Annotated in this window: 21 protein-coding genes; 7 read left to right on the top strand and 14 right to left on the bottom strand. The window is 68.7% G+C overall.

Features of this window, described 5'->3' with window-relative positions:
* The first annotated feature begins 155 nt into the window (after positions 1–155).
* On the top strand, positions 156–617 hold the full coding sequence (locus ACFV2O_RS06805) for a hypothetical protein (RefSeq protein ID WP_379250745.1): 462 nt from the start codon (positions 156–158) through the stop codon (positions 615–617).
* 219 nt (positions 618–836) lie between these two features.
* On the opposite strand, the gene purH is transcribed toward ACFV2O_RS06805, so the two are convergent.
* The 6 genes from purH to sucC form a co-directional block, all read right to left on the bottom strand.
* Positions 837–2,408, bottom strand: a complete 1,572-nt coding sequence (gene purH / locus ACFV2O_RS06800) for a bifunctional phosphoribosylaminoimidazolecarboxamide formyltransferase/IMP cyclohydrolase (RefSeq protein ID WP_355074642.1) — start codon at positions 2,406–2,408, stop codon at positions 837–839.
* Complete coding sequence (gene purN / locus ACFV2O_RS06795; protein ID WP_379250743.1) at positions 2,405–3,031, bottom strand: phosphoribosylglycinamide formyltransferase; 627 nt, start codon at positions 3,029–3,031, stop codon at positions 2,405–2,407. The genes purH and purN overlap by 4 nt, the downstream gene beginning before the upstream one ends.
* An 87-nt stretch (positions 3,032–3,118) precedes the next feature.
* The gene (locus ACFV2O_RS06790) at positions 3,119–4,612 is read right to left on the bottom strand and encodes a DUF6350 family protein (protein ID WP_379250741.1); all 1,494 of its coding nucleotides are present in this window, start codon (positions 4,610–4,612) and stop codon (positions 3,119–3,121) included.
* A gap of 92 nt (positions 4,613–4,704) precedes the next feature.
* Positions 4,705–5,778, bottom strand: a complete 1,074-nt coding sequence (locus tag ACFV2O_RS06785; RefSeq protein WP_379250739.1) for a DUF5336 domain-containing protein — start codon at positions 5,776–5,778, stop codon at positions 4,705–4,707.
* Positions 5,779–6,188: 410 nt separating this feature from the next.
* A complete protein-coding gene (gene sucD / locus ACFV2O_RS06780) occupies positions 6,189–7,103 on the bottom strand; it encodes a succinate--CoA ligase subunit alpha (protein WP_379250737.1) in 915 nt (304 codons plus the stop codon).
* Between the two features lie 26 nt (positions 7,104–7,129).
* On the bottom strand, positions 7,130–8,296 hold the full coding sequence (gene sucC, locus ACFV2O_RS06775; RefSeq protein ID WP_039801161.1) for an ADP-forming succinate--CoA ligase subunit beta: 1,167 nt from the start codon (positions 8,294–8,296) through the stop codon (positions 7,130–7,132).
* Positions 8,297–8,833: 537 nt separating this feature from the next.
* Between sucC and ACFV2O_RS06770 the strand changes: the two genes are divergently transcribed.
* Together ACFV2O_RS06770 and ACFV2O_RS06765 are read left to right on the top strand one after the other, a co-directional pair.
* Positions 8,834–10,123: a M23 family metallopeptidase gene (locus tag ACFV2O_RS06770; protein WP_379250735.1), complete on the top strand. Its 1,290-nt coding sequence runs from the start codon at positions 8,834–8,836 to the stop codon at positions 10,121–10,123.
* A 220-nt stretch (positions 10,124–10,343) separates the two neighbouring features.
* Positions 10,344–11,726 (top strand): DUF1731 domain-containing protein, encoded by a 1,383-nt coding sequence (locus ACFV2O_RS06765; protein WP_379250733.1) that lies wholly within the window; start codon positions 10,344–10,346, stop codon positions 11,724–11,726.
* A gap of 112 nt (positions 11,727–11,838) precedes the next feature.
* Here ACFV2O_RS06765 and ACFV2O_RS06760 read toward each other — a convergent pair whose 3' ends face one another.
* Entirely contained in the window at positions 11,839–12,153 is a 315-nt protein-coding gene (locus ACFV2O_RS06760) for a hypothetical protein (RefSeq protein WP_379250731.1), read from the bottom strand.
* 682 nt (positions 12,154–12,835) lie between these two features.
* On the opposite strand from ACFV2O_RS06760, the gene ACFV2O_RS06755 reads away from it, so the two are divergent.
* On the top strand, positions 12,836–13,150 hold the full coding sequence (locus tag ACFV2O_RS06755; RefSeq protein WP_379250729.1) for a hypothetical protein: 315 nt from the start codon (positions 12,836–12,838) through the stop codon (positions 13,148–13,150).
* A gap of 190 nt (positions 13,151–13,340) precedes the next feature.
* Here ACFV2O_RS06755 and ACFV2O_RS06750 read toward each other — a convergent pair whose 3' ends face one another.
* Both ACFV2O_RS06750 and pcrA read right to left on the bottom strand, forming a co-directional pair.
* A complete protein-coding gene (locus tag ACFV2O_RS06750) occupies positions 13,341–13,766 on the bottom strand; it encodes a hypothetical protein (RefSeq protein ID WP_379250727.1) in 426 nt (141 codons plus the stop codon).
* 57 nt (positions 13,767–13,823) lie between these two features.
* On the bottom strand, positions 13,824–16,409 hold the full coding sequence (gene pcrA / locus ACFV2O_RS06745; RefSeq protein ID WP_379250725.1) for a DNA helicase PcrA: 2,586 nt from the start codon (positions 16,407–16,409) through the stop codon (positions 13,824–13,826).
* A gap of 384 nt (positions 16,410–16,793) precedes the next feature.
* Here pcrA and ACFV2O_RS06740 point away from each other — a divergent pair, with 384 nt between their 5' ends.
* Positions 16,794–17,087 carry a chorismate mutase gene (locus tag ACFV2O_RS06740; RefSeq protein WP_062977356.1) on the top strand — a complete coding sequence of 98 codons (294 nt, stop codon included), beginning with the start codon at positions 16,794–16,796 and terminating at the stop codon, positions 17,085–17,087.
* A 110-nt stretch (positions 17,088–17,197) separates the two neighbouring features.
* On the opposite strand, the gene ACFV2O_RS06735 is transcribed toward ACFV2O_RS06740, so the two are convergent.
* Positions 17,198–18,406, bottom strand: a complete 1,209-nt coding sequence (locus ACFV2O_RS06735) for a hypothetical protein (protein ID WP_379250723.1) — start codon at positions 18,404–18,406, stop codon at positions 17,198–17,200.
* A 199-nt stretch (positions 18,407–18,605) separates the two neighbouring features.
* Positions 18,606–20,063 carry an NAD-dependent succinate-semialdehyde dehydrogenase gene (locus tag ACFV2O_RS06730; protein ID WP_356963818.1) on the bottom strand — a complete coding sequence of 486 codons (1,458 nt, stop codon included), beginning with the start codon at positions 20,061–20,063 and terminating at the stop codon, positions 18,606–18,608.
* A gap of 214 nt (positions 20,064–20,277) precedes the next feature.
* On the opposite strand from ACFV2O_RS06730, the gene pgi reads away from it, so the two are divergent.
* Entirely contained in the window at positions 20,278–21,915 is a 1,638-nt protein-coding gene (gene pgi, locus ACFV2O_RS06725; RefSeq protein WP_355074667.1) for a glucose-6-phosphate isomerase, read from the top strand.
* 19 nt (positions 21,916–21,934) lie between these two features.
* Here pgi and ACFV2O_RS06720 read toward each other — a convergent pair whose 3' ends face one another.
* The 3 genes from ACFV2O_RS06720 to ACFV2O_RS06710 form a co-directional block, all read right to left on the bottom strand.
* On the bottom strand, positions 21,935–22,483 hold the full coding sequence (locus ACFV2O_RS06720) for a potassium channel family protein (RefSeq protein ID WP_355074669.1): 549 nt from the start codon (positions 22,481–22,483) through the stop codon (positions 21,935–21,937).
* An 82-nt stretch (positions 22,484–22,565) separates the two neighbouring features.
* Positions 22,566–23,282 carry a nucleoside/nucleotide kinase family protein gene (locus tag ACFV2O_RS06715; protein ID WP_379250720.1) on the bottom strand — a complete coding sequence of 239 codons (717 nt, stop codon included), beginning with the start codon at positions 23,280–23,282 and terminating at the stop codon, positions 22,566–22,568.
* Positions 23,283–23,526: 244 nt separating this feature from the next.
* Complete coding sequence (locus ACFV2O_RS06710) at positions 23,527–24,447, bottom strand: LysR family transcriptional regulator (protein WP_379250718.1); 921 nt, start codon at positions 24,445–24,447, stop codon at positions 23,527–23,529.
* Between the two features lie 71 nt (positions 24,448–24,518).
* Here ACFV2O_RS06710 and ACFV2O_RS06705 point away from each other — a divergent pair, with 71 nt between their 5' ends.
* Complete coding sequence (locus ACFV2O_RS06705) at positions 24,519–24,920, top strand: nuclear transport factor 2 family protein (RefSeq protein ID WP_379250716.1); 402 nt, start codon at positions 24,519–24,521, stop codon at positions 24,918–24,920.
* The last annotated feature ends 4 nt before the right edge of the window (positions 24,921–24,924 follow it).

Below are 24,924 nucleotides of genomic sequence, written 5' to 3'. Positions count from 1 at the left end.
GCTCCGGCGCGCATCCCCGCAGAACTTACTGCCCCCGAACGACTTTGGGAGCTATTACGCGCAGGGTTCGCGGAACGTTCACTGTGGGGTTCGTCCCAGTGCACGACGCACCCGCTGTGCGGTATGTGAACCGACGCCGGGACTAGGGTGTCGGTATGGATCGGATCCAGGCCGGACGCGCCGCCACAGCTGTCGCCGTAGTGCTCGCCTGTCTTGCCGCCGCGGGCTGCGGCGGCTCGGACGACGAAGGGAAAACGCCGAGCACGAGCGCCTCTCCGAGCGCGGCGGCGCACACGCCCACCGAGGACCCGCGCGGGAACCAGGGCAACGAATTCACCGCCGACCCGTCCATCGTCGGCGCGCATCCGATCCCATTCCGATCGTGGACTCGATTGGGAGACAACAAGATAGCCGTGAACTTCGAAACCGGTTCGCCGGAGTGCTACGGCGTGGACGCCACGGTCACCGAGACCGCGTCGACGGTCACGGTCGAACTGCGCTCCGGCAGCCGCGCCGAGGCGGTGGGCCGGATGTGCGCGATGATCGCGGTCTTCGGCACGCTGGAGGTACCGCTGAAAGAGCCACTCGGAAACCGCACGGTGCTCAGCGCGGTCTAGCGCTCGGTGCGCACGACAGGCTGGTCCCGCACGGTTCACTCGTAACCGAATAGCTGCCGGCTTGCGACGGGCCGCCTCGCACGACTCCTGATGCGCCCGAGCACAGTTCTCGGAGGGGACCACCGAAACCCTTGCCCGACCGCGCGATACGGGCGGGAATCGAACGAAGAACGCCGCGCCGGATCCTCGATCCGACGCGGCGTCGCGGAACCATCGAGCTCAGTGGGCGAAGTGGCGGGCCCCGGTGAGATAGAGGGTGACGCCCGCCTCGCGGGCGACGTCGATGGTCTCCCGGTCGCGCACCGAACCGCCGGGCTGCACGATGGCGCGGACACCGGCCGCGATCAAGGTCTGCGGACCGTCCGGGAACGGGAAGTAGGCGTCGGAGGCCGCCACCGACCCCTTGGCCCGGTCCCCGGCCCGCTGGACCGCGAGACCCACCGCGTCCACGCGGTTGACCTGGCCCATGCCGACACCGACCGAAGCGCCGTCGTGCGCGAGCAGAATGGCGTTGGACTTCACGGCCCGGCAAGCGCGCCAGGCGAACGCCAGATCGGCGAGCGTTTCCGCGTCGGCGGCCTCGCCAGCGGCCAAGGTCCAATGAGCCGGGTCGTCGCCCGGCGCGTCCAGCACGTCACGCTGTTGCAGCAGGGCGCCGCCGCTGATCGGACGCAGTTCGGCGCCCGCGCGCGTCGGCGGCTCGGCCACGAGGATGCGCACGTTCTTCTTGCGCTGCAACACCTCCACCGCGCCGTCGGCGTAGGACGGCGCGACGATCACCTCGGTGAAGATCTCGGCGACCTGCTCGGCCAGTTCCACGGTGACCTCGCGGTTCGCCGCGATCACCCCGCCGTACGCGCTCACCGGATCGCAGGCGTGCGCCTTGCGGTGCGCCTCCGCGATGTCGGCGCCGAGCGCGATGCCGCACGGGTTGGCGTGCTTGATGATCGCCACGGCCGGAGCCTCGTGGTCGTAGGCGGCGCGCCAGGCCGCGTCGGCGTCGACGTAGTTGTTATACGACATCTCCTTGCCGTGCAACTGCCGCGCCTGCGCCAGCCCAGGGCTGCCGTCGCCGTTGGTGTACAGGGCCGCGGACTGATGCGGGTTCTCGCCGTAACGCAGCACCGCCGACCGCTCCCAAGTGCCGCCGAGCCACTCGGGAAACCGGACCGCCGTGTCCTCGGCCGTGTCGCCCGCGCTCAGCACGTTGGTCATCCAGCTCGCGACCGCCACGTCATAACTCGCGGTGTGCTGGAAAGCCTTGGCCGCCAAGGCTGTGCGCTCGGCCAAGGTGAAGCCGCCGGATTTCACCGCGGCGAGCACGTCGTCGTAGTCGCCGCTGTCCACGACCACCGCCACCGACGGGTGGTTCTTCGCCGCGGCGCGCACCATGGACGGGCCACCGATATCGATCTGCTCCACGCACTCGTCCGGCGTCGCACCACTGGCCACGGTCTGCGTGAACGGGTAGAGGTTCACCACCACCAGCTGGAACGCCTCGACGCCGAGCTCGACCAGCTGATCGACGTGCTCCTGCTTGCGCGAGTCCGCCAGGATGCCCGCGTGCACCCGCGGGTGCAGGGTCTTGACCCGGCCGTCGAGGGTCTCCGGGAACCCGGTCAGGTCCTCGACCTTGGTCACCGGGATGCCCGCGTCCGCGATCCTGCCCGCGGTGGACCCGGTCGAGACCAGCTCGATGCCCGCCGCGTGCAGACCGGTCGCGAGCTCCACGAGACCCGTCTTGTCGTAGACGCTCACCAGCGCCCTGCTGATCGGCTTGCGTTCACTCACCGGAGAACTCGCTCATCTGGGATAACTGCCTTTCGTCCATCGGAGACAATGCCTCGCGTCGCGACGGCGGCGACGACCTCCGCCAGCAACCGTCGCTCGACGATCTTGATGCGCTCGTGCAGGGTGGCCTCGTCGTCACCCTGCAGCACCGGCACCGCCTCCTGCGCCAGGATCGGCCCGGTGTCCACGCCCTCGTCGACCAGGTGCACGGTGCAGCCGGTGACCCGCGCACCGTAGGCGAGCGCGTCCCGCACGCCGTGCGCGCCGGGGAACGCGGGCAGCAGGGCGGGGTGGGTGTTGATGATCCGTCCGCCGAACCGGTCCAGGAAAGCGGGACCGAGCAACTTCATGAAGCCCGCCGACACCACCAGATCCGGCTGGTGCTCGGCGACCGCCTCGGTGAGCTCGGCATCCCACGCGGCGCGGTCCGGAAAGTCCTTCAGCGCCACCCGGAAATGCGGTACGCCCGCGGCGTCGGCATGGGTGGTGGCCGCGCACAGCCGGTCGACGCCGACCGCGACGACCTTCGCCGGATAGCCGGGCGCGGCCGCGGCGTCCAGCAGGGCGTGCAGCAGCGAACCGGTGCCCGACGCCAGGACGACGACGGTGGCCGGCGTCGTCACGGGCTTCCACGAGGCATACGGGGACGTCAGCGCTCTACTCCCTGATCGATCGGATAGCGGACGGATGCGGCACCGCCGGGTTAGAGCCTAACGACCGTCCACCCGGTCACTGTCCGGCAGGTCCGCCTCGACCACTTCGGCGTCGACGATGTCGCCCGCGGCGTGGTCGTGAGACCGACCGACGGTCTCGATCGCGGGCGGCTCGTCGACGAGTTCGGCGTCCAGCGGGGCCTCCAGCGCGGGCCGGTCGTAGTCGTCGTAGTAGTCGTCGTCCTCGTAGTAGTCGCCGTCGTCGGTCTCGTAGTAGCCGTCGTAGTCTGCGTCGTCGTCGGGGTAATCGTCGTACGGATCGGTGTAGTCCGCCGGTGGGACGCCGACCGGCACGAGGAACCAGCGGGCGAACGCCAGGCCCGCGTAGCCGGGGATCGCCAGCCAGGCGAACGTGACCGAGGCGAAGATCGGCAGGTGCAGGCCGACCCGGCCCACCTCGCCGAGTTCGCCGCCCGCGACCGCGCCCGCCACGGTCAGCGCGAGCGCGGCGAGCGCGGCGGAGACGAGCGTGGCCCACGGCGCGCCGATCCGGTCGGTGGAAGTGCGCGCGATGTCCAGCCCGCCGAGCACGCCGACCGCCGCGGGGATCAGCAGCACCACCGGCCACCAACCCGCCGCCGGACCGGTCGGCACTGCCGCGAGCAACGGAAACGCCGGGATCGGGCCGCCGACGACGGAGAACACCCCGAACGAGGCGACGCCGATCTGCGCGCTGGAACCGACCAGCACACCGACGGTGTGGATCACCAGGTTCGGCAGATACGCCAGCGAGAGCAGCGTCAGGCCGAGGACGCCGCCGGCATTGCCCGCCGACTGATACATGTCACCGAGCCGCGAAACGTGGGCGAGGAACGAAACCACCACCACGGCGCTCGCGCAACCCAGCAGGCGCAGGACGGACCGGCCCGCGCCGTAGAGGCCGGAGACCGCCCAATCGGGCAGGCGCAGCAGCACGAACAACTCGCGCCGGAGACGGACGGCGATGCCGATGGCGGCGGCGAGCAGATACAACGCGGCGACCCACACGAAGGCGGCGAGGGTGTTCGGCGGTTGCAGCGCGATGACACCGGAAGCGTCTTCGGTGACCGCGAGGCAGACGATGGTGACCAGCAGCGGACCGCCCACCGCGGCGCCGACGATCCACCCGAGATCCGCTCGAGTGCATTGCGGTTCCACGGCGCGCGCGCATTCCCGCGCGGCCAGCCAGACCAGCAGGGCGGTCGGCAACAGCGGAAGCAAGCCGAGCGAGGTCTTGCCGATCACCAGCGGAACCTGGTGCACGCCCAACCAGGAGGCGGCGATCGCGCCGGAGGCGCCGTCCAGATCGCTGCCCGCCGCCAGGAGCGTGGCGAGCACGAGGACGACGAGGGTGGTCAGCCCGAAGGCGGACGGGCGGCCCGCTACGGCGATGAGCACCCTGGACCGCTCCGGGGTGAGGGACAGAAACCCGGCTTCGTCCGCGTCGGGGTGCGGCTGCGACGAGCGCGGCCCGCCGATCCGGCGGGCCGAGGAGTTTCTGGAGGAGCTCATGGCATTTCAGCGTGGCATCCTCCCCGGCGCGAACGGGTCAGGCGCGCCGCAGGCACGCGATCGCCGCACCGGGGAGGACGCCGCTGAGTTCCCTACTTGTTCTTGTCGTCCGAAGGGCGGAATGCCTGGGTGGCGTCCGAGGATGGGTCGCCGCTCTGCTCGCCGCCGAACGGACCGCTCTGCTGGCTCGGCTGGCCGGTCTGAGCCTGCTGCTGGCCGTAGCTCGGGGAACCGTAGGGCGACTGCTGACCGGACTGCTGCTGGCCGCCGAAGTGCTGGGTCACGCTCTCGTCGGGGCGCGGCTGCGCGCCGTACGGCGAACCCGGCTGCTGGGGCGCGCCGTAGGCCGTGGTCGGCTGGCTCTGCCCGTAAGGCGACTGCGGCTGTCCGTACGCCTGGCCCTGCTGGCTCTGTCCGTAGCTCGGCTGGCTCTGCCCGTAAGGCGACGGCTGCCCCTGCTGGGACGGGAACTGCGGCGGCGCGGACTGCGCGCCGTACCCGGCCTGCCCGTAGGGGCTCGCGCCGTAGCCGGGCTGCTGACCCGGCTGCCCGTAGGACTGCTGCCCCGGGCCGTACGACGGCTGCTGGCCGTAGCCGCCCTGACCGAACCCGCTCGGCGCGGCGGCGGGGCGCGGCGCGGGCGCCTTGAGGATGCCCACCTCGAACAGCGTCGCGGCGATCGCCACCGCTGCCTGCACGAAGGACAGCACGAGCAGGACGAACGCACCGACCTTCAGCTCGCTGCCCGAACCGAAGTTGAACGACTGGAACAGCAACGCGACGAAGCCCGCGGTCGAGGCCGCCGCGGCCGCACCGGTCCAGTTCTGCTTGGGCAGCAGCGACAGTCCGGCGAGCAGACCGCCGAGCAGCAGCAGGCCGAGCAGCGGCGAGCCGGACGCGACCTCGAAGAGGTTGGCCGTCTCCGTCGTGCTGACCGTGCGGCCGCCGATATCGATCGGCTTCCTGCCCAGGAACGGCAGGAAGCCGAGCAGGAAGTTGATCACGCCGAGCGCCGCTACGCCGACCACCAGGAAGAACGGCAGACCTTTGGCATCGGAACCGGTAGCGCTCGAACCTGAAGTGGCACCACCCGCGGCCGAACTCTGGCTGGATGGCGCTGAGGGCGAGGGTGTGTTGTACCCAGAGCCCCCGGTCGGGTAGGACATGTCGTCGTCTCCTAAATCGAGTCGTACATGGTCTTCACGGCTGGATTACTTCTGACGCTACTGCACTCCCTCGCCGAGGTCATCCCGCCGCGACGGCCGCGGCGAGCGGATTCGCCCGCATCACGGCAGGTCGCGGCGGTGTCCGGCGCGAAGCTCCTAGCGAGACCACCTACCGCTCCTTGAAACTGTTGCCCGCGATGGCGCTTTTCACACCACACGGATTCTCAATAGCGGGGAATTCCCGGTGACAACGAGATGAACCATCCGCCCGGCTGCCTCGTGATGGATAGCGAGGAGAACCGCGAGTGGCTGGACCGGACGCTCGGCTTCTGCCCAAGCCTGAGCCCCCGCCACACATGACGAAGGCCGCCCCCCGAATTCGGAGGCGGCCTTCGTGCACGGTGCGGAGATCAGGCGCTGATGCTGGCCTTCTCCAGGATCTCGCGAGCCAGCGCGGCGGTCTCGGACGGCGTCTTGCCGACCTTCACGCCCGCGGCCTCCAGCGCGTCCTTCTTCGCCTGGGCGGTGCCCGAGGAGCCGGACACGATGGCGCCCGCGTGGCCCATCGTCTTGCCCTCGGGGGCGGTGAAGCCTGCCACGTAGCCGACGACCGGCTTGGTGACGTTGGCCTTGATGTAGGCCGCGGCCCGCTCCTCGGCGTCGCCGCCGATCTCGCCGATCATCACGATCAGCTTGGTCTCCGGGTCCTTCTCGAACGCCTCGATGGCGTCGATGTGGGTGGTGCCGATGACCGGGTCGCCGCCGATGCCGATGGAGGTCGAGAAGCCGAAGTCGCGCAGCTCGTACATCATCTGGTAGGTCAGCGTGCCCGACTTGGACACCAGGCCGATCGGGCCCTTGCCGGTGATGTTGGCCGGGGTGATGCCGACCAGCGACTCGCCGGGGGTGATGATGCCGGGGCAGTTCGGGCCGATGATCCGGGTCTTGCCGCCCTTCTCCACGTTGTAGGCCCACGCGTAGGCGGTGTCCTGCACCGGGATGCCCTCGGTGATGACCACCAGCAGCGGGATCTCCGCGTCGATGGCCTCGATGATGGCGTCCTTGGCGAACTTCGGCGGCACGAACGCGATGGACACGTCGGCGCCGGTCTCCTTGATGGCCTCGGCGACGGTGCCGAACACCGGCAGCTCGACCGCGTTGCCGTCCTTGTCGGCGTGCGCGACGGTGGTGCCCGCCTTGCGCGCGTTCACACCGCCGACGATCTGGGTGCCCGCCTTCAGCATCAGCGCGGTGTGCTTGGTGCCCTCGCCGCCGGTGATGCCCTGGACGATGACCTTGGAGTCCTTGTTCAGGAAGATAGACATTTCTTTTCGTCCTTACTCGGCCGTCGTTATCGGGCGGCTGCCAGTTCGGCGGCCTTGTCGGCGCCTTCGTCCATTGTCTGCGCCAGCGTCACCAGCGGGTGGTTTGCGTCGGCCAGGATCTTGCGGCCCTCGTCGACGCGGTTGCCGTCCAGGCGGACGACCAGCGGCTTGTTGGCCTCGTCGCCCAGGATCTCCAGCGCCTTCACGATGCCGTTGGCGACCGCGTCGCACGCGGTGATGCCGCCGAACACGTTGACGAACACGCTCTTGACCTGGCTGTCGTTCAGGATGACGTCCAGACCCGCTGCCATCACCTCGGCCGAGGCGCCGCCGCCGATGTCCAGGAAGTTGGCCGGCTTCACGCCGCCGTGGCCCTCGCCCGCGTAGGCGACGACGTCCAGGGTGGACATGACCAGGCCTGCGCCGTTGCCGATGATGCCGACCTCGCCGTCGAGCTTGACGTAGTTGAGGTCGTTCTCCTTGGCCTTGAGCTCGAGCGGGTCGGTCGCGTCCTTGTCCGCGAACGCCTCGTGCTCCGGGTGGCGGAATCCGGCGTTCTCGTCGAGGGTGACCTTGCCGTCCAGCGCGAGGATCTCGTCCTGCGGGGTGCGCACCAGCGGGTTGACCTCGACCAGGGTGGCGTCCTCCGCGACGAACACCTCCCACAGCTTCTGGATGGTCACGGCCGCGGCGTCCAGCACGTCGGCGGGCAGGTGGCCCTGCTCGGCGATCGAGCGCGCGAACGCCAGGTCGACGCCCTTGACCGCGTCGACCGGAACCTTCGCCAGCCGCTCCGGCTTGGTCGCGGCGACCTCTTCGATCTCCATGCCGCCCTCGACCGAGCACATGGCCAGGTAGGTCCGGTTGGCCCGGTCCAGCAGGAAGGAGATGTAGTACTCCTCCGCGATGTCCTTGGCCTCGGCCACCAGGATCTTCTTGGTGATGTGGCCCTTGATGTCCAGGCCGATGATGTTCTGCGCGTGCGTGAGCGCGTCGTCCGGGGTCGCGGCGTACTTGACGCCACCGGCCTTGCCACGGCCACCGGCCTTCACCTGAGCCTTGATCATCACCGGCTTGCCGATTTCCTCCGCGATGGCGCGGGCGTCCTCGGCCGTGTCCGTGACGCGGCCCTCGGACGAAGGCACTCCGTGCTTAACGAAGAGCTCCTTCGCCTGATATTCGAAGAGATCCATGTACTCACCGTCTCGTCTGCGTTGTGATGACAACGTCTTTGTTGGCGGCCCGACGTCGGAAGCGGGTCGGGTCGGACTCTAACCAGTCACATGGAGGGCCAATCGGCCACGTTCATCCTAAGTGGCGCAGGTCACCCGGCGTCGTCCGGAGCGGCAAAACCGCTGGCCAACACTACTGGCGAGTAGGTTGCTGGCACCGCGCCAGGTAGAGGACCGAACCCGGGAGCGCGCCGGAATCTACTACAACTTGTCGTTGAACGACCTCTCAGGGGTGCCCATACCGCAGTGAGATATTCCGCGGGCTAAGCGTGATGAATCTCACATGTTTGTTACGGAAGCTGCGCACCGCTTGTCGCGGCTCAATCGTTTCGTTACCGTCAATGCGGTCGATGTCACAACACGGTCACGACTAGGAGGACGGCAAGCTTTGACGCAGCACAGCGCTCCGCAGACGGAGAGCCGCTCCGCATTCGACCGATCGACGCCGCTGGTCAAGCGGCTTTCGAGTTCCACCAGCTTCACGATGTGGCACCGCCGATGAACCACAGTTCCACCTTCGCTCCCACTGATCGCTCGCGGACGGGACATCGTTACCGCCCCGACGACGAGTCCTTCGCCCCGGCGAGCTATGCCGAGCCATCGTTCGACCCGCACTACGCCGGGTACGAGGCTCCGCAGGGCGAGTACGACTTGCAGGCCGCCGGCGCCGGATACGGCTTCGAGACCGAGTCGCCCGTCCACGACGGGGGCTACGACCAGCCGGTCCACGCGAACGCGGCCTCCGACAACTCCTGGGCCACGAACAACGCCTGGCCGCAACAAGATTGGGCCCAGCAAGAGGCCTGGTCCGATGGTGCGGCATGGAACTCCGGCGAGGCGTGGAACTCCGGCCAGGCGTGGAACTCCGGCGAGGCGTGGGCCGAAGAGGAGACCTGGGCGCCCGACGAGCGGGCCTGGGTGTCCGACACCGGCTGCTGGGCTCCCGAGGAGTCCTGGGCGACCGAGACCGCCGAGCCCGAATCCGAGTCCGACGAGGAGCCGGGCGCACGCGCTCTTCCGACCGTCATCCCGGGGCGCCGCGCCACGAACAAGCGCGGTGGCGCGCACCGGGTGGCCGCGCCGCCCGCCGCGCTCAAGGGACGCGCCGCGGTGGCGGCCGTCGCCGCTGGCGCAGTCGTAGCGGCCGGACAGGCCGCGTTCGCCTCGCCCGACCAGCCCTCGCAGGCGGTCGACTACGAAGCCGCCGGACAGATCCACGAGATCGCCGCGCAGTCGATGAACGTTGCCGACCCGACGGCGGCGGCGGACTCACCGCAGGTGCTGAGCGTCTCCGCGCCGGCCAACCTCGATCAGTTCAACGACATCCTGCAAAAGGGCCAGAAGTACGCCGAGGACCTCGCCGCCCAGGAGGCCTCGAAGCTTCGGCCGCTGTTCACCAGGTTCGCCGCGGGCACTTTCACCTCCGGCTTCGGCGCCCGCTGGGGCGTGCAACACCTCGGCATCGACATCGCGGGCCCGATCGGCACCCCGATCTACGCCGTCGCCGACGCCACCGTGATCGAGGCCGGTCCCGCCTCGGGCTTCGGCATGTGGGTCCGCCTGCTGCACGACGACGGCACCATCACCATCTACGGCCACATCGACACCGCCACGGTGTCGGCGGGCCAGCGTGTGCTCGCCGGTGACCAGATCGCCACGATCGGCAACCGCGGGTTCTCCACCGGCCCGCACTGCCACTTCGAGGTCTGGTTGAACGGCACCGACAAGGTCGACCCGCTGCCCTGGCTGGCCACCCGTGGCATCAGCCTCGGCCCGCAGCGCGACTGAGCGACGCCTTGACGCGTGCCTGACGCGCCTTCCCAGTCGGCTGGCCGCGACCCGGCGGACCATGGATCGCACAAGCTAGAGGTGGATCGCGCGCCCCCCTGTGGCGCGAGACTTCGCCCGCGCAGCCTGGCCAGCGCATTCTCGTTGGGTCGAGGTGTGTCGCGGTACATGACGATGCACACGATTCCCCCGCGGCAGACATCGGGTTAGCGTCGAGCCCATGGCACGACGTACAACGACGTACACACAATTCATCGCGTTGCCTGCTGAACGGATCTGGGAGGTACTCGCCGATCCGCCGCGATGGCCGGAATGGAACCCGGGGATCGCGTCGGTGCGGCTGGACAGTCCGGTCGCAGTGGGCAGTACGGGAAGCTATGTGCCGCAGGGGCAGGCCCACCGCGCTTTGCACGGGCGCGCCGTGCTGCCGTTCATCGTCGCCGCTGTCCGGCCGGAACGGGAGCTGCGGATCGAGCAACCCGAACCGCTCGGGCGGATGCGGCTGACCTGGACGCTGACGCCGCGCGACGGCGGCACCGAAATCACCCAGCGGTTGACCTTCCTCGGCGCGTCGGCCGGTATGGCCCGGCTGCTCGAGGCCGCGTTCCTGGAAACCGATGTGCGAGTGTGTTTCGCCCGCTTGGCCCGCTCGGCCGGACTCGAGCCCGCCGCCGACGCGCTCACGGTGGTCATCCCGGGCGGCACCGGCGGGCTGGGCAGGCATGTCGCCGCCGACCTCACCTGTCGTGGGCATCGCGCCGTCATACTCACCCGCCGTCGCGATCCCCAGCTGCCGTTCGATCAAGCGGAGTGGGACGGCAATTCGGTCGGCGAATGGGTTGCGGCACTTTCTAATCCAGGACGGACCGCGATCGTCAACCTCGCCGGGAAGCTGGTCGACTGCCGACCGACACCGGAGAACATCGCCGAATTACGGTCCAGCCGAGTGGATTCCACCCGCGCTCTGGTTGCCGCCGCCGCGACGCTGGACGCGCCGATCGACTACTGGGTGCAGGCGAGCACTACCGCGATCTGGTCCGATGCGGGCGAAACTCATTGCACCGAAAGCACTCCCCTGCCGATCGGGCTGCCGCAGATGACCGGCGTCGCCGAACCGTGGGAGCGTGCCTTCGACTCCGCCCGCGCGGCGCACTGGACGATTCTGCGCACCTCGATCGTGCTCGACCCACAAGCGCCCGCCCTGCGACGCCTCTCCCAGCTCACCCGAGCGGGCCTCGGCGGTCGAGTCGGTTCCGGCGAGCAGTGGTTCAGCTGGATCCACATCGAGGACTGGCTCGCGATCGTCCGCGCCGCACTCGGCCTCGATCCGGCGCTCGAACTGCCGAACGGAATCCTGGTGGCCGCCACCGATACGCCGGTCCGCAACCGCGAGCTGATGCGCGTCCTCCGCAAGCGCCTGCACCGGCCGCCCGCGCCGCCGACCCCGGAATTCGTGCTGAAGCTAGGCGCGCTCCTCCTGCGCTCCGATCCGGCCCTCGGTCTGACCGGCCGTCACGCCACGTCGGAGGTACTGAAGAAGGCAGGTTTCACCTTCCGCTACCCCACCCTCGACAAGGCGTTGGCAGACCTGCTGCCGCATTGACACCGCGAAACGGACCGGTCATGCGGCCTCTCCGGCAGGATGGTCCACGCCAGGGAAGTACGCACCCGTATCGCTCACGTCTACGCAGCGTCGGAGCCCCCGGACTGCTCCCCTACGATGCGTCCCGGGGAGCCCACTTGGACCGGACAGCGGAAACGAACGCAGCCGCTCCGCCCCAGCCCGGATCGATGACGATTTCGTATTCAGTGCTGTCGAACGCGTCCAACTGAACAACAGTGGTGTGGTTCTCATCGGTCGCGACAATCCGGCCATCGATCATCTGATCGACACCGTCCGCGAACTGTCGGATTCCATCCCAATCGAATGCCACTGCACCGGCGGACACCATCTCCTGGAACTGTGCCCAGGCGGGACGAGTGATTCCGGTGGACAATCGACCGAACGTCCCGTCGAACTCCTCGACCACCCACCGCCAGTCGTTCGGCGGGAACAACTCGAGCAAATCGCGCAGGGGGACCAGTGTGCGCTGGGAGGTCCACATGGGAATCGTTTCGCTGATCATCAGGAGTCCTCGACGGTACAAGCGGGCTACGTCGCGAAGGCTACGACCATACGAGCAAGCCGTCACCCGATTTACTGGCGCGGCCGTTCTGGGTGCCGCGCGCCCAGTCCGGCATGCCGACGTGCGCCGAACCCATCCGGGCGGAGGTCACGACCACTGGTCTGGGCTGGAGAGCGTCGAGCAACGGGCCGCTAGCAACGTACTGGGCGCTGTCACGTTGCCGTGCTGGCGAGCAATTCCGGAGCGACCCTTCACATAACCTTTGCGATGTCGGCGCGGCGGCACCGGCTCACAGTGCGGGGGTGCCGGTGGGGGCTGTGTCCTCGAATAGTTCGGGGGCCGTGCGGCGAATCTTCCACAAGGCAGCGGTGGTACGCGCGGAATCGACGGCGTGCAACGCGGGTAAGGCGGAGCGCCACATGTCGACGGAAGTTTTTCGCGCGACGCCGGCAGCCGCACCCACCCGGCGGGCGCGTCCCTCCGTTCCGAGCGGACGCATCGCGAGCTGTGAGCGCTCTGCGGTGACCATCACCCCGCCGGGTGGCGTGCGTCCACATGACGAGCGAGAACAGCAGGGGCGCACGCGATGGGGTTCAACTGGTGGCGAGACGGCGAGCAAGACGACATGTCGGCGCAAGCGATCATCGATCGCGTAGCCGCCGAGTGGCGCGCCGCACGCGAACGCGAACGGATCAGCGCCGAGCGGCCCGACGCCGGGCTGTGGCCTGCCGGTTGGCCGCACGAAGCTCCCGAAACGCCGTTGAGCGTTCCGGAAGCGCATCAGACCATGCAACGGCACAGGGCATGCCGAGCCGATCAATTCCCGCGTAAGGCAGCGGCCCGGCAGACGCTCATCGAGGCCGGGCGGATGAAGCCGGACACCTCGCGAGAGCCGCGCTGACACGATCTCAAGGCGGGTCGTGCCGAGCTGTCGGGCTGGCGAATTTCGGCTGACTGGTGCGCGCTCCGCTCATCCCACGAGGAGCGCAGTATGGACGGAATGCCCGGACCACGGCGACGACAAGCGAAGTCCCTGGCTGAGCTACGGCGGCGGAAATCGACGCACCTGCTCCGTCGATGATCGGCGTTGCCTACGGCGCCGCCGTGATCGCGAGGGCGACTAACGCGACGACCTTGACGACCTCCAGGCCGATGTACCAATAGTGCGCGTGGGAGCGCGGCAGTTCCTCGCCCGCGAGCACGCGATCGGAGCGGCGTGAGAGCGGCGGGCGCACCACCACGATTTGAACGGCCAGCACTGCCGCGGCGAGGCCCAGCCACGCCCACGTCGCCGCGCCGGGGCCGACGATCACTGCGGCGAGCACCAGCAGCACCGCGAGCACGGCCTCCACGGTGTTCAGCGCGCGGAACACGAGGCGGCCGATGCCGAGCCCCAGCGGCAGCGTGACCCCCGGTGCGCGGAACTTCAGCGGCGCTTCCAGGAACGAGATGGCCAGCACCATGCCGAGCCAGAGCATGGGCAGGAACCACAGGAGATGCTGTGCGATCGTATCCACGCGGCGGACGCTACCGGCGCGACACCGGCAAGGGCAGGGTCGAAAGGCCCACGCGGCTCATAGCTTGACCAACGTCCGGCTGTATTGCGGGATCAACCGAATCTTGCCCGCGGTGCCGAAGTCGATGGTCACCGTGGCCAGTGGGCCGAAGCCCTCCGCCGCGATCACGCGGCCGAGACCGTACTTGTCGTCGCTGACCCGATCGCCAACGGCGAGGACCAGATTCGTGTTGTTGCGGGTCGCGCCGCCGGGAGCGGGCCTGCGCGGACCGCGATCACGCAAGCCGGGACGCGGCTCCGCCCAGCCGTCGCCGCGGGTCCAGTCCCGCTCCAGCCCGTCGTCGTCCCCGCCACGCCGCCGCAGACCCCTCGTCGCGGGTGAACCGGCGGGCTCGAGCCGACGCCAATCGATGAGATGACCCGGAATTTCCTGCAGGAAACGCGATTCCGGGTTCGACACCGGCTGGCCCCAGCCGGAACGCACCACCGCCCGCGTCAGATACAGCCGCCGCCGGGCCCTGGTGATGCCGACGTAGGCGAGGCGGCGTTCCTCGGCCAGCTCGGTCGGATCACCGAGTGCGCGCATGTGCGGGAACTGCCCGTCTTCCCAACCCGTCACGAACACCACCGGGAATTCCAGCCCCTTGGCGGTGTGCAGCGTCATCATCGTGACCACCCCGGAGCCCTCGTCCGGAATCTGGTCGGTATCGGCCACCAGCGAGACCCGCTCGAGGAACGCGGCGAGCGAACCGGGATCCGGCTCGCCCTCGCCCACCTCGGGCAACAGTCCCTCCTGCCGGGCGGCCTCCGCGTTGTTGTGCGCCTCGGAGCTGAACTCGCGCGCGACGCTGACCAACTCGTTGAGGTTGTCCAGCCGGGCGCCGTCCTGCGGGTCGTCGGACGCCTCCAACTCGGCGCGATAACCGGTGCGCTCGAGCACCGCGTCGACGACGTTGCCCAGGTCGGGGAAGTCGGACTCCGCTTGTTCGCCCGCGGCCCTGATGTCGTCGAGCAATTCCAGGAAGCCTGCGATGGCGCGCTGAGCGCGCGTGTTCAGCAGCGCCACCTTGCCTTCGGCGGCGTCGCGCAGGGCGGCGGCGAAACCGATCCCGCGCTGTTCGGCATGGACCGCCACGCAGGCTTCGGCTCGGTCACCGATGCCGCGGCGGGGCGTATTGAGGATGCGGCGCATGCTCACCGCGTCCTCCGGGTTCTCCAGCACGCGCAGGTAGGCGACCACGTCGCGCACCTCTTTGCGCTCGTAGAAGCGGACGCCGCCGACCACCTTGTAGGGCAGGCCCATCCGGATGAAGATCTCTTCCAGCGCGCGAGAGTTGTTGTTGGTGCGGTAGAACACCGCGACGTCGCCGTAGTTGGCCTCGCCCTGGTCGACCAGCCGGTCGATCTCGCGGGCGACGAAGGACGCCTCGTCGTGTTCGTTGTCGGCGACGTAACCGGTGATCAGGTCGCCCTCGCCGGAATCGGTCCACAGCTTCTTCTCGCGCCGGTTCTCGTTGCGCGAGATCACCGCGTTGGCGGCGGAGAGGATGTGCTGGGTGGAGCGGTAGTTCTGCTCCAGCAGAATGGTTTCGGCGTCGGGGAAGTCGCGCTCGAACTCCTCGATATTGCGGATCGTCGCGCCGCGGAAAGCGTAGATGGACTGATCGGCGTCACCCACCACACACAGTTCGCTCGGCGGCACCCGGTCCTCGTCGCCGCCTTCGACGTGGTGGCCGACCAGCTCGCGGATCAAGACGTACTGCGCGTGGTTGGTGTCCTGGTACTCGTCCACCAGCACGTGCCGGAACCGGCGGCGGTAGTACTCGGCGACCTGCGGGTGGTGCTGCAGCAGCGCCACGGTCTCGCCGATCAGGTCGTCGAAGTCCAGCGCGTTCGCCGAGCGCAGTCTGCGCTGATACTCGGTGTAGACCTTGGCCACCAGGCCGGGCAGCTCCGTGTCGTCCGATTCCGCGTCGGCGGTGGCACGGGCCGGGTCGATGAGTTCGTTCTTGAGGTTCGAGATCGCCGTCGCGAGCAGGCGCGCCGAGTACTTCTTGACGTCGATGTCCAGGTCGCGGCTGATCATGGTGAGCAGGCGCCGGGAATCGTCGGCGTCGTAGATCGAGAAGTTCGAGTTCAGGCCGGGCAGCAGCGCCGCCTGGGTCCGCAGGATGCGGACGCAACTGGAGTGGAACGTCGACACCCACATGGCGTTCGCCCGCGGGCCGACCAGCCCGGTCACCCGCTCCCGCATCTCCGCGGCGGCTTTGTTGGTGAACGTGATGGCCAGCACCTGGCCCGGCGTGACGCCGCGGGCGGCCAGCAGGTAGGCGATGCGGCGGGTGAGCACGGCCGTCTTGCCCGAGCCCGCGCCCGCCACGATGAGCAGCGGGGATCCGGTGTGCACCACCGCCGCGCGCTGCTGCGGATTCAGGCCGTCGAGCAGGCGCTCGGCCTCCTCGGCGCGCCGCTGTTCCCGCTCGACGCGCTGCCGTTCGCGCTCGGCGTCCGTGGGCGGCGCCTCGGGAACGGAGGCAGGCTGCCACCCCTCCACCGTGTTACCGCCGGCGAGCTGCGGTTTCGATGTCGGATCCGGGTGCACGACCCGACCGCCCTGCGTCTTGGGAGCCACCGTGATGTCCATCGTCCATCCACGCTACCGGCGGGCACCGACAGAGATGAAGCCCCGGGTGCCATCGGTATCGGTTCGGCGCCGGTCGACTGAACGGCGGGTGAACTCCCCCTGGTGGGAAGGGCGGGCGAAACGACCTGCGTTTCTCGAGACATTGCCAAACGTATACGTTTTGCATACCCCCCTGCCCGTGGCACACTGGCGACATGCTCAGCGCTTTCGCAAGACATCCGATTCGGCTGCCAGCCGAACGCCGGGATCGCGGAGCCTGTACCTGAGCACGCCTTCTGGGGGGACAATACAAGGCCCCACCAGGTCTGTTTCACGGTGAAAGAACTGATCGGTAACGAGCCGTCGGCACCCGCCGATCCATGTTCTGACACGAGGAGATGAATGATGAGCACCCCTGCCACGACGACCGGGTCCGAATCCGCGCTGCCGCAGACCGAGGCCGAGATCGACAAGCTCCGCAAGGAGATCGACCGTCTCGACGCGGAGATCCTGGCCGCGATCAAGCGCCGGACGGAGATCTCCCGGATCATCGGCCGGACGCGCATGGCGTCAGGCGGGCCGCGCCTCGTGCACAGTCGCGAGATGAAGGTGCTGGAGCGCTTCAGCGAGCTCGGCCAAGAGGGTCACACCCTCGCCATGCTGCTGCTTCGCCTCGGCCGCGGTCGTCTCGGCCACTGAACCGATAGCCACGCGGCGTTCGCGAGATCGTCGCTTCCGAACAGGCCGCCCCGGGTGTCGAGCACCCCGGGGCGGTCGCTTCATGTCCGCCACGTGCCCGCACGCCGACGCTATCCGGGTTCCGCGGCCGGTCCCTCCCCTGTGGGGGAATCGTTCAGGACACGCAGGTCGGCCCTCAACTCGGCTCCGAGACGTTCCGCTTGCGAGCGGATAGCGGGATGCACATGGCGAAGATGCTCGAGGTCCTGACTCGTCCGTTCGATCGCGGCCGCTCGTTCCGCGGGGGTGCCCTCAGCCGCGATCGTGCGATTGTTCAGAACACGCCAATCTATTCCTGATTGGTCCAGCGCCTGTCGCAACGCCGTACCGGGTGGCTGGTGCAACCCGATGAAATCTATGTCCGCGGTCGTGAGATCGAACATCTGAGCTTCGAAGAAATGGTTGGCGCGGAACTCTGCTCCGAGATAGTCGCGGCCGATGGGAGCCATACCGTGCGCTCCGGCGCCATAGGAGTATTCCGACGGGTTGTCCACGGGGGAAGGTATCGCCAAGTCCCTCTCCACCATCGAGTCACCGAGCGTGATGGTCGTTCGTGACCGGACCTCCGGCTTCAGGTAGATCTGATTGTCGCCGTAGTTCAGCTCCGACAAGGCATCGATCATGCCGTCTTGTGAAGGGCGCACACCGTCCATGGCAACGTAGCCGTAGACGGGCGGGTTGTCGTGGACGTGCGGGCCGAACCACTCGGCTTCGGCATGGGCGCGACCGCCCACGGGGTCGCGGATGCCCCTGATTCGCCCTTCCTCGAGGATTGCCACGAGTTCGTTGTCGCGGACGCGGATAGCGAGCGGTTTCCCGTCGAGCGCGTCCTTCAGCTCTCGCCGCATCTGCTCGCGTACGTCGGCGCTGTCCCGGCCGAGAGAAGCCGCTGTTTCCTCGATTCTCCGGTCGAGGATGGCGTATTGCTCCAGCCGGGACAGCCGACGTTCGGCTAGAAAGTCGCTCCATTCGTCGTCGGTCGGTCCCTTCTCGCCGAAACGTCGATTCAGTTCGGCTTCGAGTCTCTGTCCGGCCCGGCTCACCGACGCTCGGTCCGGCGGCGGGGGGCACAGATCCCGCCCGGGACCGGCATCGCCACCTGCCGCGCGTCGGATCGCGAGCGCACCGTCGGCGTCACCGTGCGTGTGCACATCGAGGACTTGCCGGGAAGCGCGGGCCGCGCCTGTTTTCATATCCGCGAGGCCCTCGGCTTCCCTCTTGGTCAGCCGTTTCAGATCGTCCACGGCCCGCAAGAAGGCTCTGACGATGCCGTTGCTCAATCAGGCGTCACCGGCACCCGCACCTTCTCACGATCAGCCCCTTCGCCTCCTCGGACCCCAGGTAGAGGCTAGTGTCGATGATCGCCGAAGTCGTCCCCCGGAAAGCATGGGCGGCTGGGCGGTCGGCGCCGACAGGCCGGATTCGACCCTCAGGTGCGCGATCGATCGCCTTCAGTGGCGCGGAATCCGCGGCACTCGCTCACGTGAGCGCGATGTATTTGGTGGAGAGGTATTCCTCGATGCCCTCGGTGCCGCCCTCCCGGCCGAAGCCGGACTCCTTGACGCCGCCGAAGGGGGCGGCGGGGTCGGAGATGACGCCGCGGTTGACGCCCACCATGCCGGATTCCAAACCCTCGGCGATGCGCAGCGCGCGATCGAGGTCGCGGGTGTAGACGTAGCTGACCAGCCCGAATTCGGTGTCGTTGGCGGCGGCGAGCCCCTCTTCCTCGGTGTCGAAACCGACGATCGGCGCGACCGGGCCGAAGACCTCCTCGCGCAGGATCCTGGCTTGCGGCGGGACGTCGCGCAGCACGGTGGCCGGGTAGTACCAGCCGGGGCCGTCGGGCGCCTTACCGCCGATCAGCACCTGTGCGCCCTTCGCGACGGCGTCGTCGACCAATTCGCCGACCGTGCGCAGTTGCTCCTCGTTGATCAGCGGGCCCAGCGTCGTGTCCGGGTCGGCGCCCGGCCCGAGCCGCACACTGCTGGATATCGCCTCGACCAGCTTGGTGGTGAACTCCTCAAGCACGCTGTTGTGCACGTGGAAGCGGTTGGCGGCGGTGCACGCCTCGCCGCCGTTGCGCAGCTTCGCCAGCATCGCACCCTGTACCGCGGCATCGACGTCGGCGTCGGCGAACACCACGAACGGCGCGTTCCCGCCGAGTTCCATCGAGGTGCGCAGCAGCCGGTTCGCGGATTTCTCCACCAGCTTCTTGCCCACCTCGGTGGAGCCGGTGAAGGTGAGCTTGCGCAGCCGGGCGTCGTCGATCAGCGGTTGGGTCACCGCGCCGGAGTGGCTGGAGGTGAGCACCGAAAGCACGCCGTCGGGCAGTCCCGCCTCGCTGCACAGCTTGCCGAGCAACAGCATGGTCAGCGGCGTCGCCGAGGCGGGCTTGACGATCATCGTGCAGCCCGCCGCCAGCGCGGGGCCGATCTTGCGTGTGCCCATCGCGAGCGGGAAGTTCCACGGCGTGATCGCCAGACAGGGACCTACCGGCTGCTTGTGCACCATGATCCGGCCGGTGCCCGAAGGCGCGTGCAGATAGCGCCCGTGCACGCGGGCGGCCTCCTCGCTGAACCAGCGGAAGAATTCGGCGCCGTAGCGCACCTCGTTGCGGCTCTCCGGCAGCGCCTTGCCCATTTCCAGGGTCATCAGCAGGGCGAACTCCTCCGCGCGGGCGGTGATCTGCTCGAACACCGCGCGCAGGACCTCGCCGCGCTCCCTGGCGGGCGTGGCCGCCCACTCGTCCTGCACCGCGACGGCCGCGTCGAGCGCGCGCAGCGCGTCCTCCGGCGTCGCGTCCGCGACGTTCGCCAGCACCTCCCCGGTCGCCGGATTGTGCACCGGGAAGGTACCCGCACCGGTGGCGTCGACGGCCCGCCCTCCGATCCACAGCTGCGTCGGCACGGATTCGAGAAGTTCACGTTCGGACACCATGCGGCCAGCCTATGCCGCGAGACTTCATCCTGGAACGGACGCGGACCCCGGATCGGACCCACCTCCACCGCATGGGCTCGCGCGTTGTGCCCTCGTGCGCACGGTCGCGGTAAGTCCGGTGTGGCAACGGGTGTTCACCTTCGACGCCGATTCGACCGACTCTCCGCGCCCGCAGCCGTGCGCGCGGCGGTGCCTGCTTGTAGTCTCGGCGAACGTGAGCAGCGACATCACCGCGACGGCGGCATGGCGGAAACTGCACGATCACCACGGCACCGTCGCGGGACGACACCTCAGGGAGTTCTTCGCCGACGACCCGGCCCGGGGCAGCGAGCTGACCGTCCAGGTCGCGGACCTGCGCATCGACTACAGCAAGCACCGCGTGAACCGCGAAACCCTGCATCTGCTGGTGGAATTGGCGCGCGAGGCGGGCGTGCCCGATCGTCGCGACGCGATGTTCCGTGGCGAGCACATCAACACCTCCGAGGACCGCGCGGTCGGCCACGTCGCGCTGCGGTTGCCCGAAGGCGAGACCATGGTCATCGACGGCGTCGACGCGGGCGCCGAGGTGCACGAGGTGCTGCGGCGGATGGGCGAGTTCACCGACGCGCTGCGCTCCGGCGCGTGGCGGGGAGCGACCGGCGAGCGCATCACGACGGTGGTCAACATCGGCATCGGCGGATCGGATCTGGGTCCGGTAATGGTGCACCAGGCGCTGCGGCACTACGAGGACGCGGGCATCGGCGCCAGGTTCGTCTCCAACGTCGATCCCGCCGACCTGGTCGCGAAGCTGGCCGGGCTCGACCCGGCCACCACCCTGTTCATCGTCGCGTCCAAGACCTTCTCCACCCTGGAGACGCTCACCAACGCGACCGCGGCCCGGCGCTGGCTGGTCGCCGCGCTCGGTGAGGACGCCGTGGCCAAGCACTTCGTCGCGGTGTCCACCAATGCCGAGCGGGTCGCGAGGTTCGGCATCGACACCGCGAACATGTTCGGTTTCTGGGACTGGGTCGGCGGCCGCTACTCGGTGGACTCCGCGATCGGCCTGTCGGTGATGGCGACCGTCGGCAAGGAGCGCTTCGCGGAGTTCCTCGCCGGCATGCACGCGGTGGATCGGCACTTCGCCGAGGCGCCGCTGGAGGCGAACGCTCCGGTGCTGCTCGGCCTGCTCGGTGTCTGGTACTCGAACTTCTTCGGGGCGGAATCGCATGCGGTGCTGCCGTACTCGAACGATCTGGCCCGCTTCCCCGCCTACCTGCAGCAGTTGACCATGGAGTCGAACGGGAAGTCGGTCCGCGCCGACGGCACCCCGGTCTCCACCTCCACCGGCGAGATCTTCTGGGGCGAGCCGGGCACCAACGGCCAGCACGCCTTCTACCAATTGCTGCACCAGGGCACCCGCCTCATTCCGGCGGATTTCATCGGATTCGCCCAGCCCACCGACGATCTGGCGACCAGCGACGGCACCGGCAGCATGCACGACATCCTGATGAGCAATCTGTTCGCGCAGACCAAAGTGCTCGCCTTCGGGAAGACCGCGGAGGAGATCGCCGCCGAGGGCACCGATCCGGCGATCGTGCCGCACAAGGTGATGCCGGGCAACCGTCCCTCCACCACCATCCTCGCGCCGCGACTCACCCCGTCGGTCGTGGGTCAGCTGATCGCGCTCTACGAGCATCAGGTGTTCGTGGAGGGCACTATCTGGGGCATCGACAGTTTCGACCAATGGGGTGTCGAACTCGGCAAACAGCAGGCGCTCGCCTTGGCGCCGCTGCTCACGTCGGCGGAAGACCCCGAACCGCAGGACGACTCGTCGACCGATTCGCTCATTCGCTGGTACCGCGCCAACCGCTGATCGCGTGCGACGCTCGGCGCTAGTCGCCGCCGCCCGTCGGACGGTTGCGCTGCGCCTCGTTCAACTGCTGGATGATGTGTGAGGTCGATATCGCGATCAGGATGCCGATGACGCCCAGGTCGAAGGCGACCTGCACCATGGTGGCCACCTTGGCGGCGGTCCCGACCGCGTGCACGTCGCCGTAGCCGATCGTGCCCAGCGTGACCATCGTGTAGTAGAGCGCGTCGGTCCGCGTGTGCAGGCCCTCGAACTGGCCGGGTGCGCGCGATTCCAGCACGTAGTAGTACAGGGCGAAGAACGTGACGACGACACAGACCACGAGCAGGACGTCGTTGATGCGCCCGACGGTCGCGCGCGGATCCATGATGTACCGCCGGATGCGCCACCGGGCCAGCCAGATCAAACCCGCGACGCCGACGACGAACGCGAGCAACGCCGACACGCCGGACAACCGGCCCAGATGCAAAGCCTTCAGCGGCAGGAAGTAGTAGAACAGCAGAGCGCACACCACGGCCAGCAGGTTGTGCAAGGCACGCGACAACCTGCCGACTGCGCGATTCTCCGTCATTCCTCCATCATCGGCCCAGGTGGAGCGCAAGAGACGCCGCACGCGCCGGACGATGCGCGTTGCGATCCCAGGGATGCGTCGGCTACGAGACGCTCGGATCGACTGCTGATGCCCGGGGCGGACCGGCCACCGCATAGCCTCCCGCATGCCAGCGCAGCAAGAGGTCGGCGCGCTCGCGGGTGGTCGCGACCAGGTCAGCGTTGCGCAAGTCGCTGTGGTGCACTTTGTCGTGTGCCGCCGCGGGAGTGCGGCCACCGCGAATGTGCCGGTCCAGCAGGCGATTCTCGATCACGTCGCGCGCGGCGTCCAGGTACCAGCACTCGTCCAGCAATGGGCGAACCGCGGACCACCGCCGCGTCCCGAAGTCGTCGAGCAGTAGGTAGTTGCCCTCGGTGAGGACGATGGACTGCCGGTCGAACACCACGCCACCGGGAACCGGGGCATCAATGGACCGGTCGAAGGTGGGCCACGGCACCGGCTCGCCTACCGGCGTGGTGCGCAGGCGGCGCAGCTCCGAAACGTAACCGTCGACATCGAAAGTGTCCGGCTCACCCTTGCGCGCAGAGCTTCCTGCCGCCCGCAGGACGTCGTTGGACAGGTGGAATCCGTCCATGGGCGCGATTTCGGCGACCGCTCCGTCCACGTCGGTATTGATCGCGTCGCGCAACGCGATCGACAAGGCGGATTTGCCCGCGCCGGGCGGCCCCGTGATGCCGAGCAGATACCTTCCCCGCCCGGCCCGATCCAGCACCCGCCGGACCAGCCAGCTCAACGGTCTGTCGACGAACTGCCCTGCCACCGCCGCCACACTACCGGCGGTCTACCGCTTCGGATCGCCACTTCCGCTGACCGGCGCTCGCCTCGCAAAGGTATCCACACTCGTCCACAGCGTGATGCCGCGCGCGCTTGCCCGGCTCCAGCTGGGCAAGGCGCGGATCACGCTCCAGGAGGGCGGGAGCGGACGCGTATGCGACGCGGGCTTGTCGCCGTGTCCGTTCGCGGCGCTACCCCCGTGGTTCCGGTCCACGAGAACAACGCGGCGATCACACGCCGGCGCGAAGGCGCTGGCGTACCTGGGCGGACAAGTCGGCCGCTCGGTCGCGCAGCGCTTCGGCGAACGCACCGCGCGAATCGGCGGCTCCGCGGTCGCCGCGATGCGCGATGACCGTGCGCCGAACCGCGGCGGGGTGGTCGATGCGCAGCAGCGCGACGGTCGGCGGCAGCACGGGGACGGCGATGCCGGGAACCACCGTGATACCGAGTCCGGCCGCGACGAGACCGAGTTTGGCGAACCAATCACGCGCGACGAACGCGATGTCCGGCTCCCAGTCCGGGTCGCGCCAAGCACCGAGGAGGGTGGCGGACGGCTCCTGGCTGCCCGCGATCCATCGCTCATCGCGCAATACGTCGGGGGTCGCGCTGGTGGCGCCCGCGAGCGGATGCGTGGGCGGGACCACGACCACCAACGGATCGTCCACCAGGGGTTCGATCTCCACGCCGGAGGGCAAGGGGTCCGGCGCGGTCACCACGGCGAGGTCGAGGCGTCCGCGCGAGACGGCGGTGAGCAGTCTGGGACTGAGCCCCTCGCGCAGCGAGATCCGCACCTGCCGGTCATGGGTCGCGGAGATCGCTCCGGGCACCAAGGCGGCCATCGCGGTGGAGAACGCACCGACGCGCAGGCGGCCCGCCGGGCGCGCCGTGAGATGACGGATGTCGTGCCGGGCCTGCTCCAGTTCGCCGAGGACCACGTCCGCGTGCCGCAGCACGATCCGCCCCGCCTCGGTGGGCTGCACGCCGCGGGCGTGTCGCTCGAACAGCGCGCGGCCCGCCGCCCGCTCCATGAGCGCGATCTGCCTGGACACCGCGGACTGGGTGTAACCGAGGTTCTCCGCGGCCGTCGAGAAGGACCCGCAGGCGGCGGCTTCCCGCACCACGCGGAGACCGGAGACGGTGAACTCATCCATGCGCAACGCTCATACCACATATGCGAGACAGTCGCTTGTCGCATATCTCGGACGCCCCTAGCGTCGTGGGCATGACCGCGATCGACAACAAGAGGCTGCTCACCGAAATCTTCGAGCAGATGTCCCTCGGCAATACCCGCGCACTCAGCGACGCCATGGCCGACGACTTCCGCTGGGTCTTCCCCGGCGACTGGTCCTGGAGCGGTACGTGGCAGCCGAAATCAGCTGTGCTGGAAGGACTCCTGCGTCCGCTCATGGCTCAGTTCGCCGAATACCGCTCGGCCGCCGACATGATCGTCGCAGCCGACGACCGCGTCGTCGTGCAGGCCCGCGCCGAGGCCGTGACCACGCGCGGGGAGACCTACAACCAGACCTATTGCTTCGTCTTTCGGGTCGCCGACGGGAAGCTGCGCGAGGTGGTCGAGTACTGCGACACCGCGTTGGTCGAACGCGTGCTGACCCGCCCCGCCTGAGATG

The organism is Nocardia sp. NPDC059691, assembly GCF_042733915.1.
GTDB classification, from domain to species: domain Bacteria; phylum Actinomycetota; class Actinomycetes; order Mycobacteriales; family Mycobacteriaceae; genus Nocardia; species Nocardia sichangensis.
This window is presented reverse-complemented; position numbering and strand designations above follow the sequence as displayed.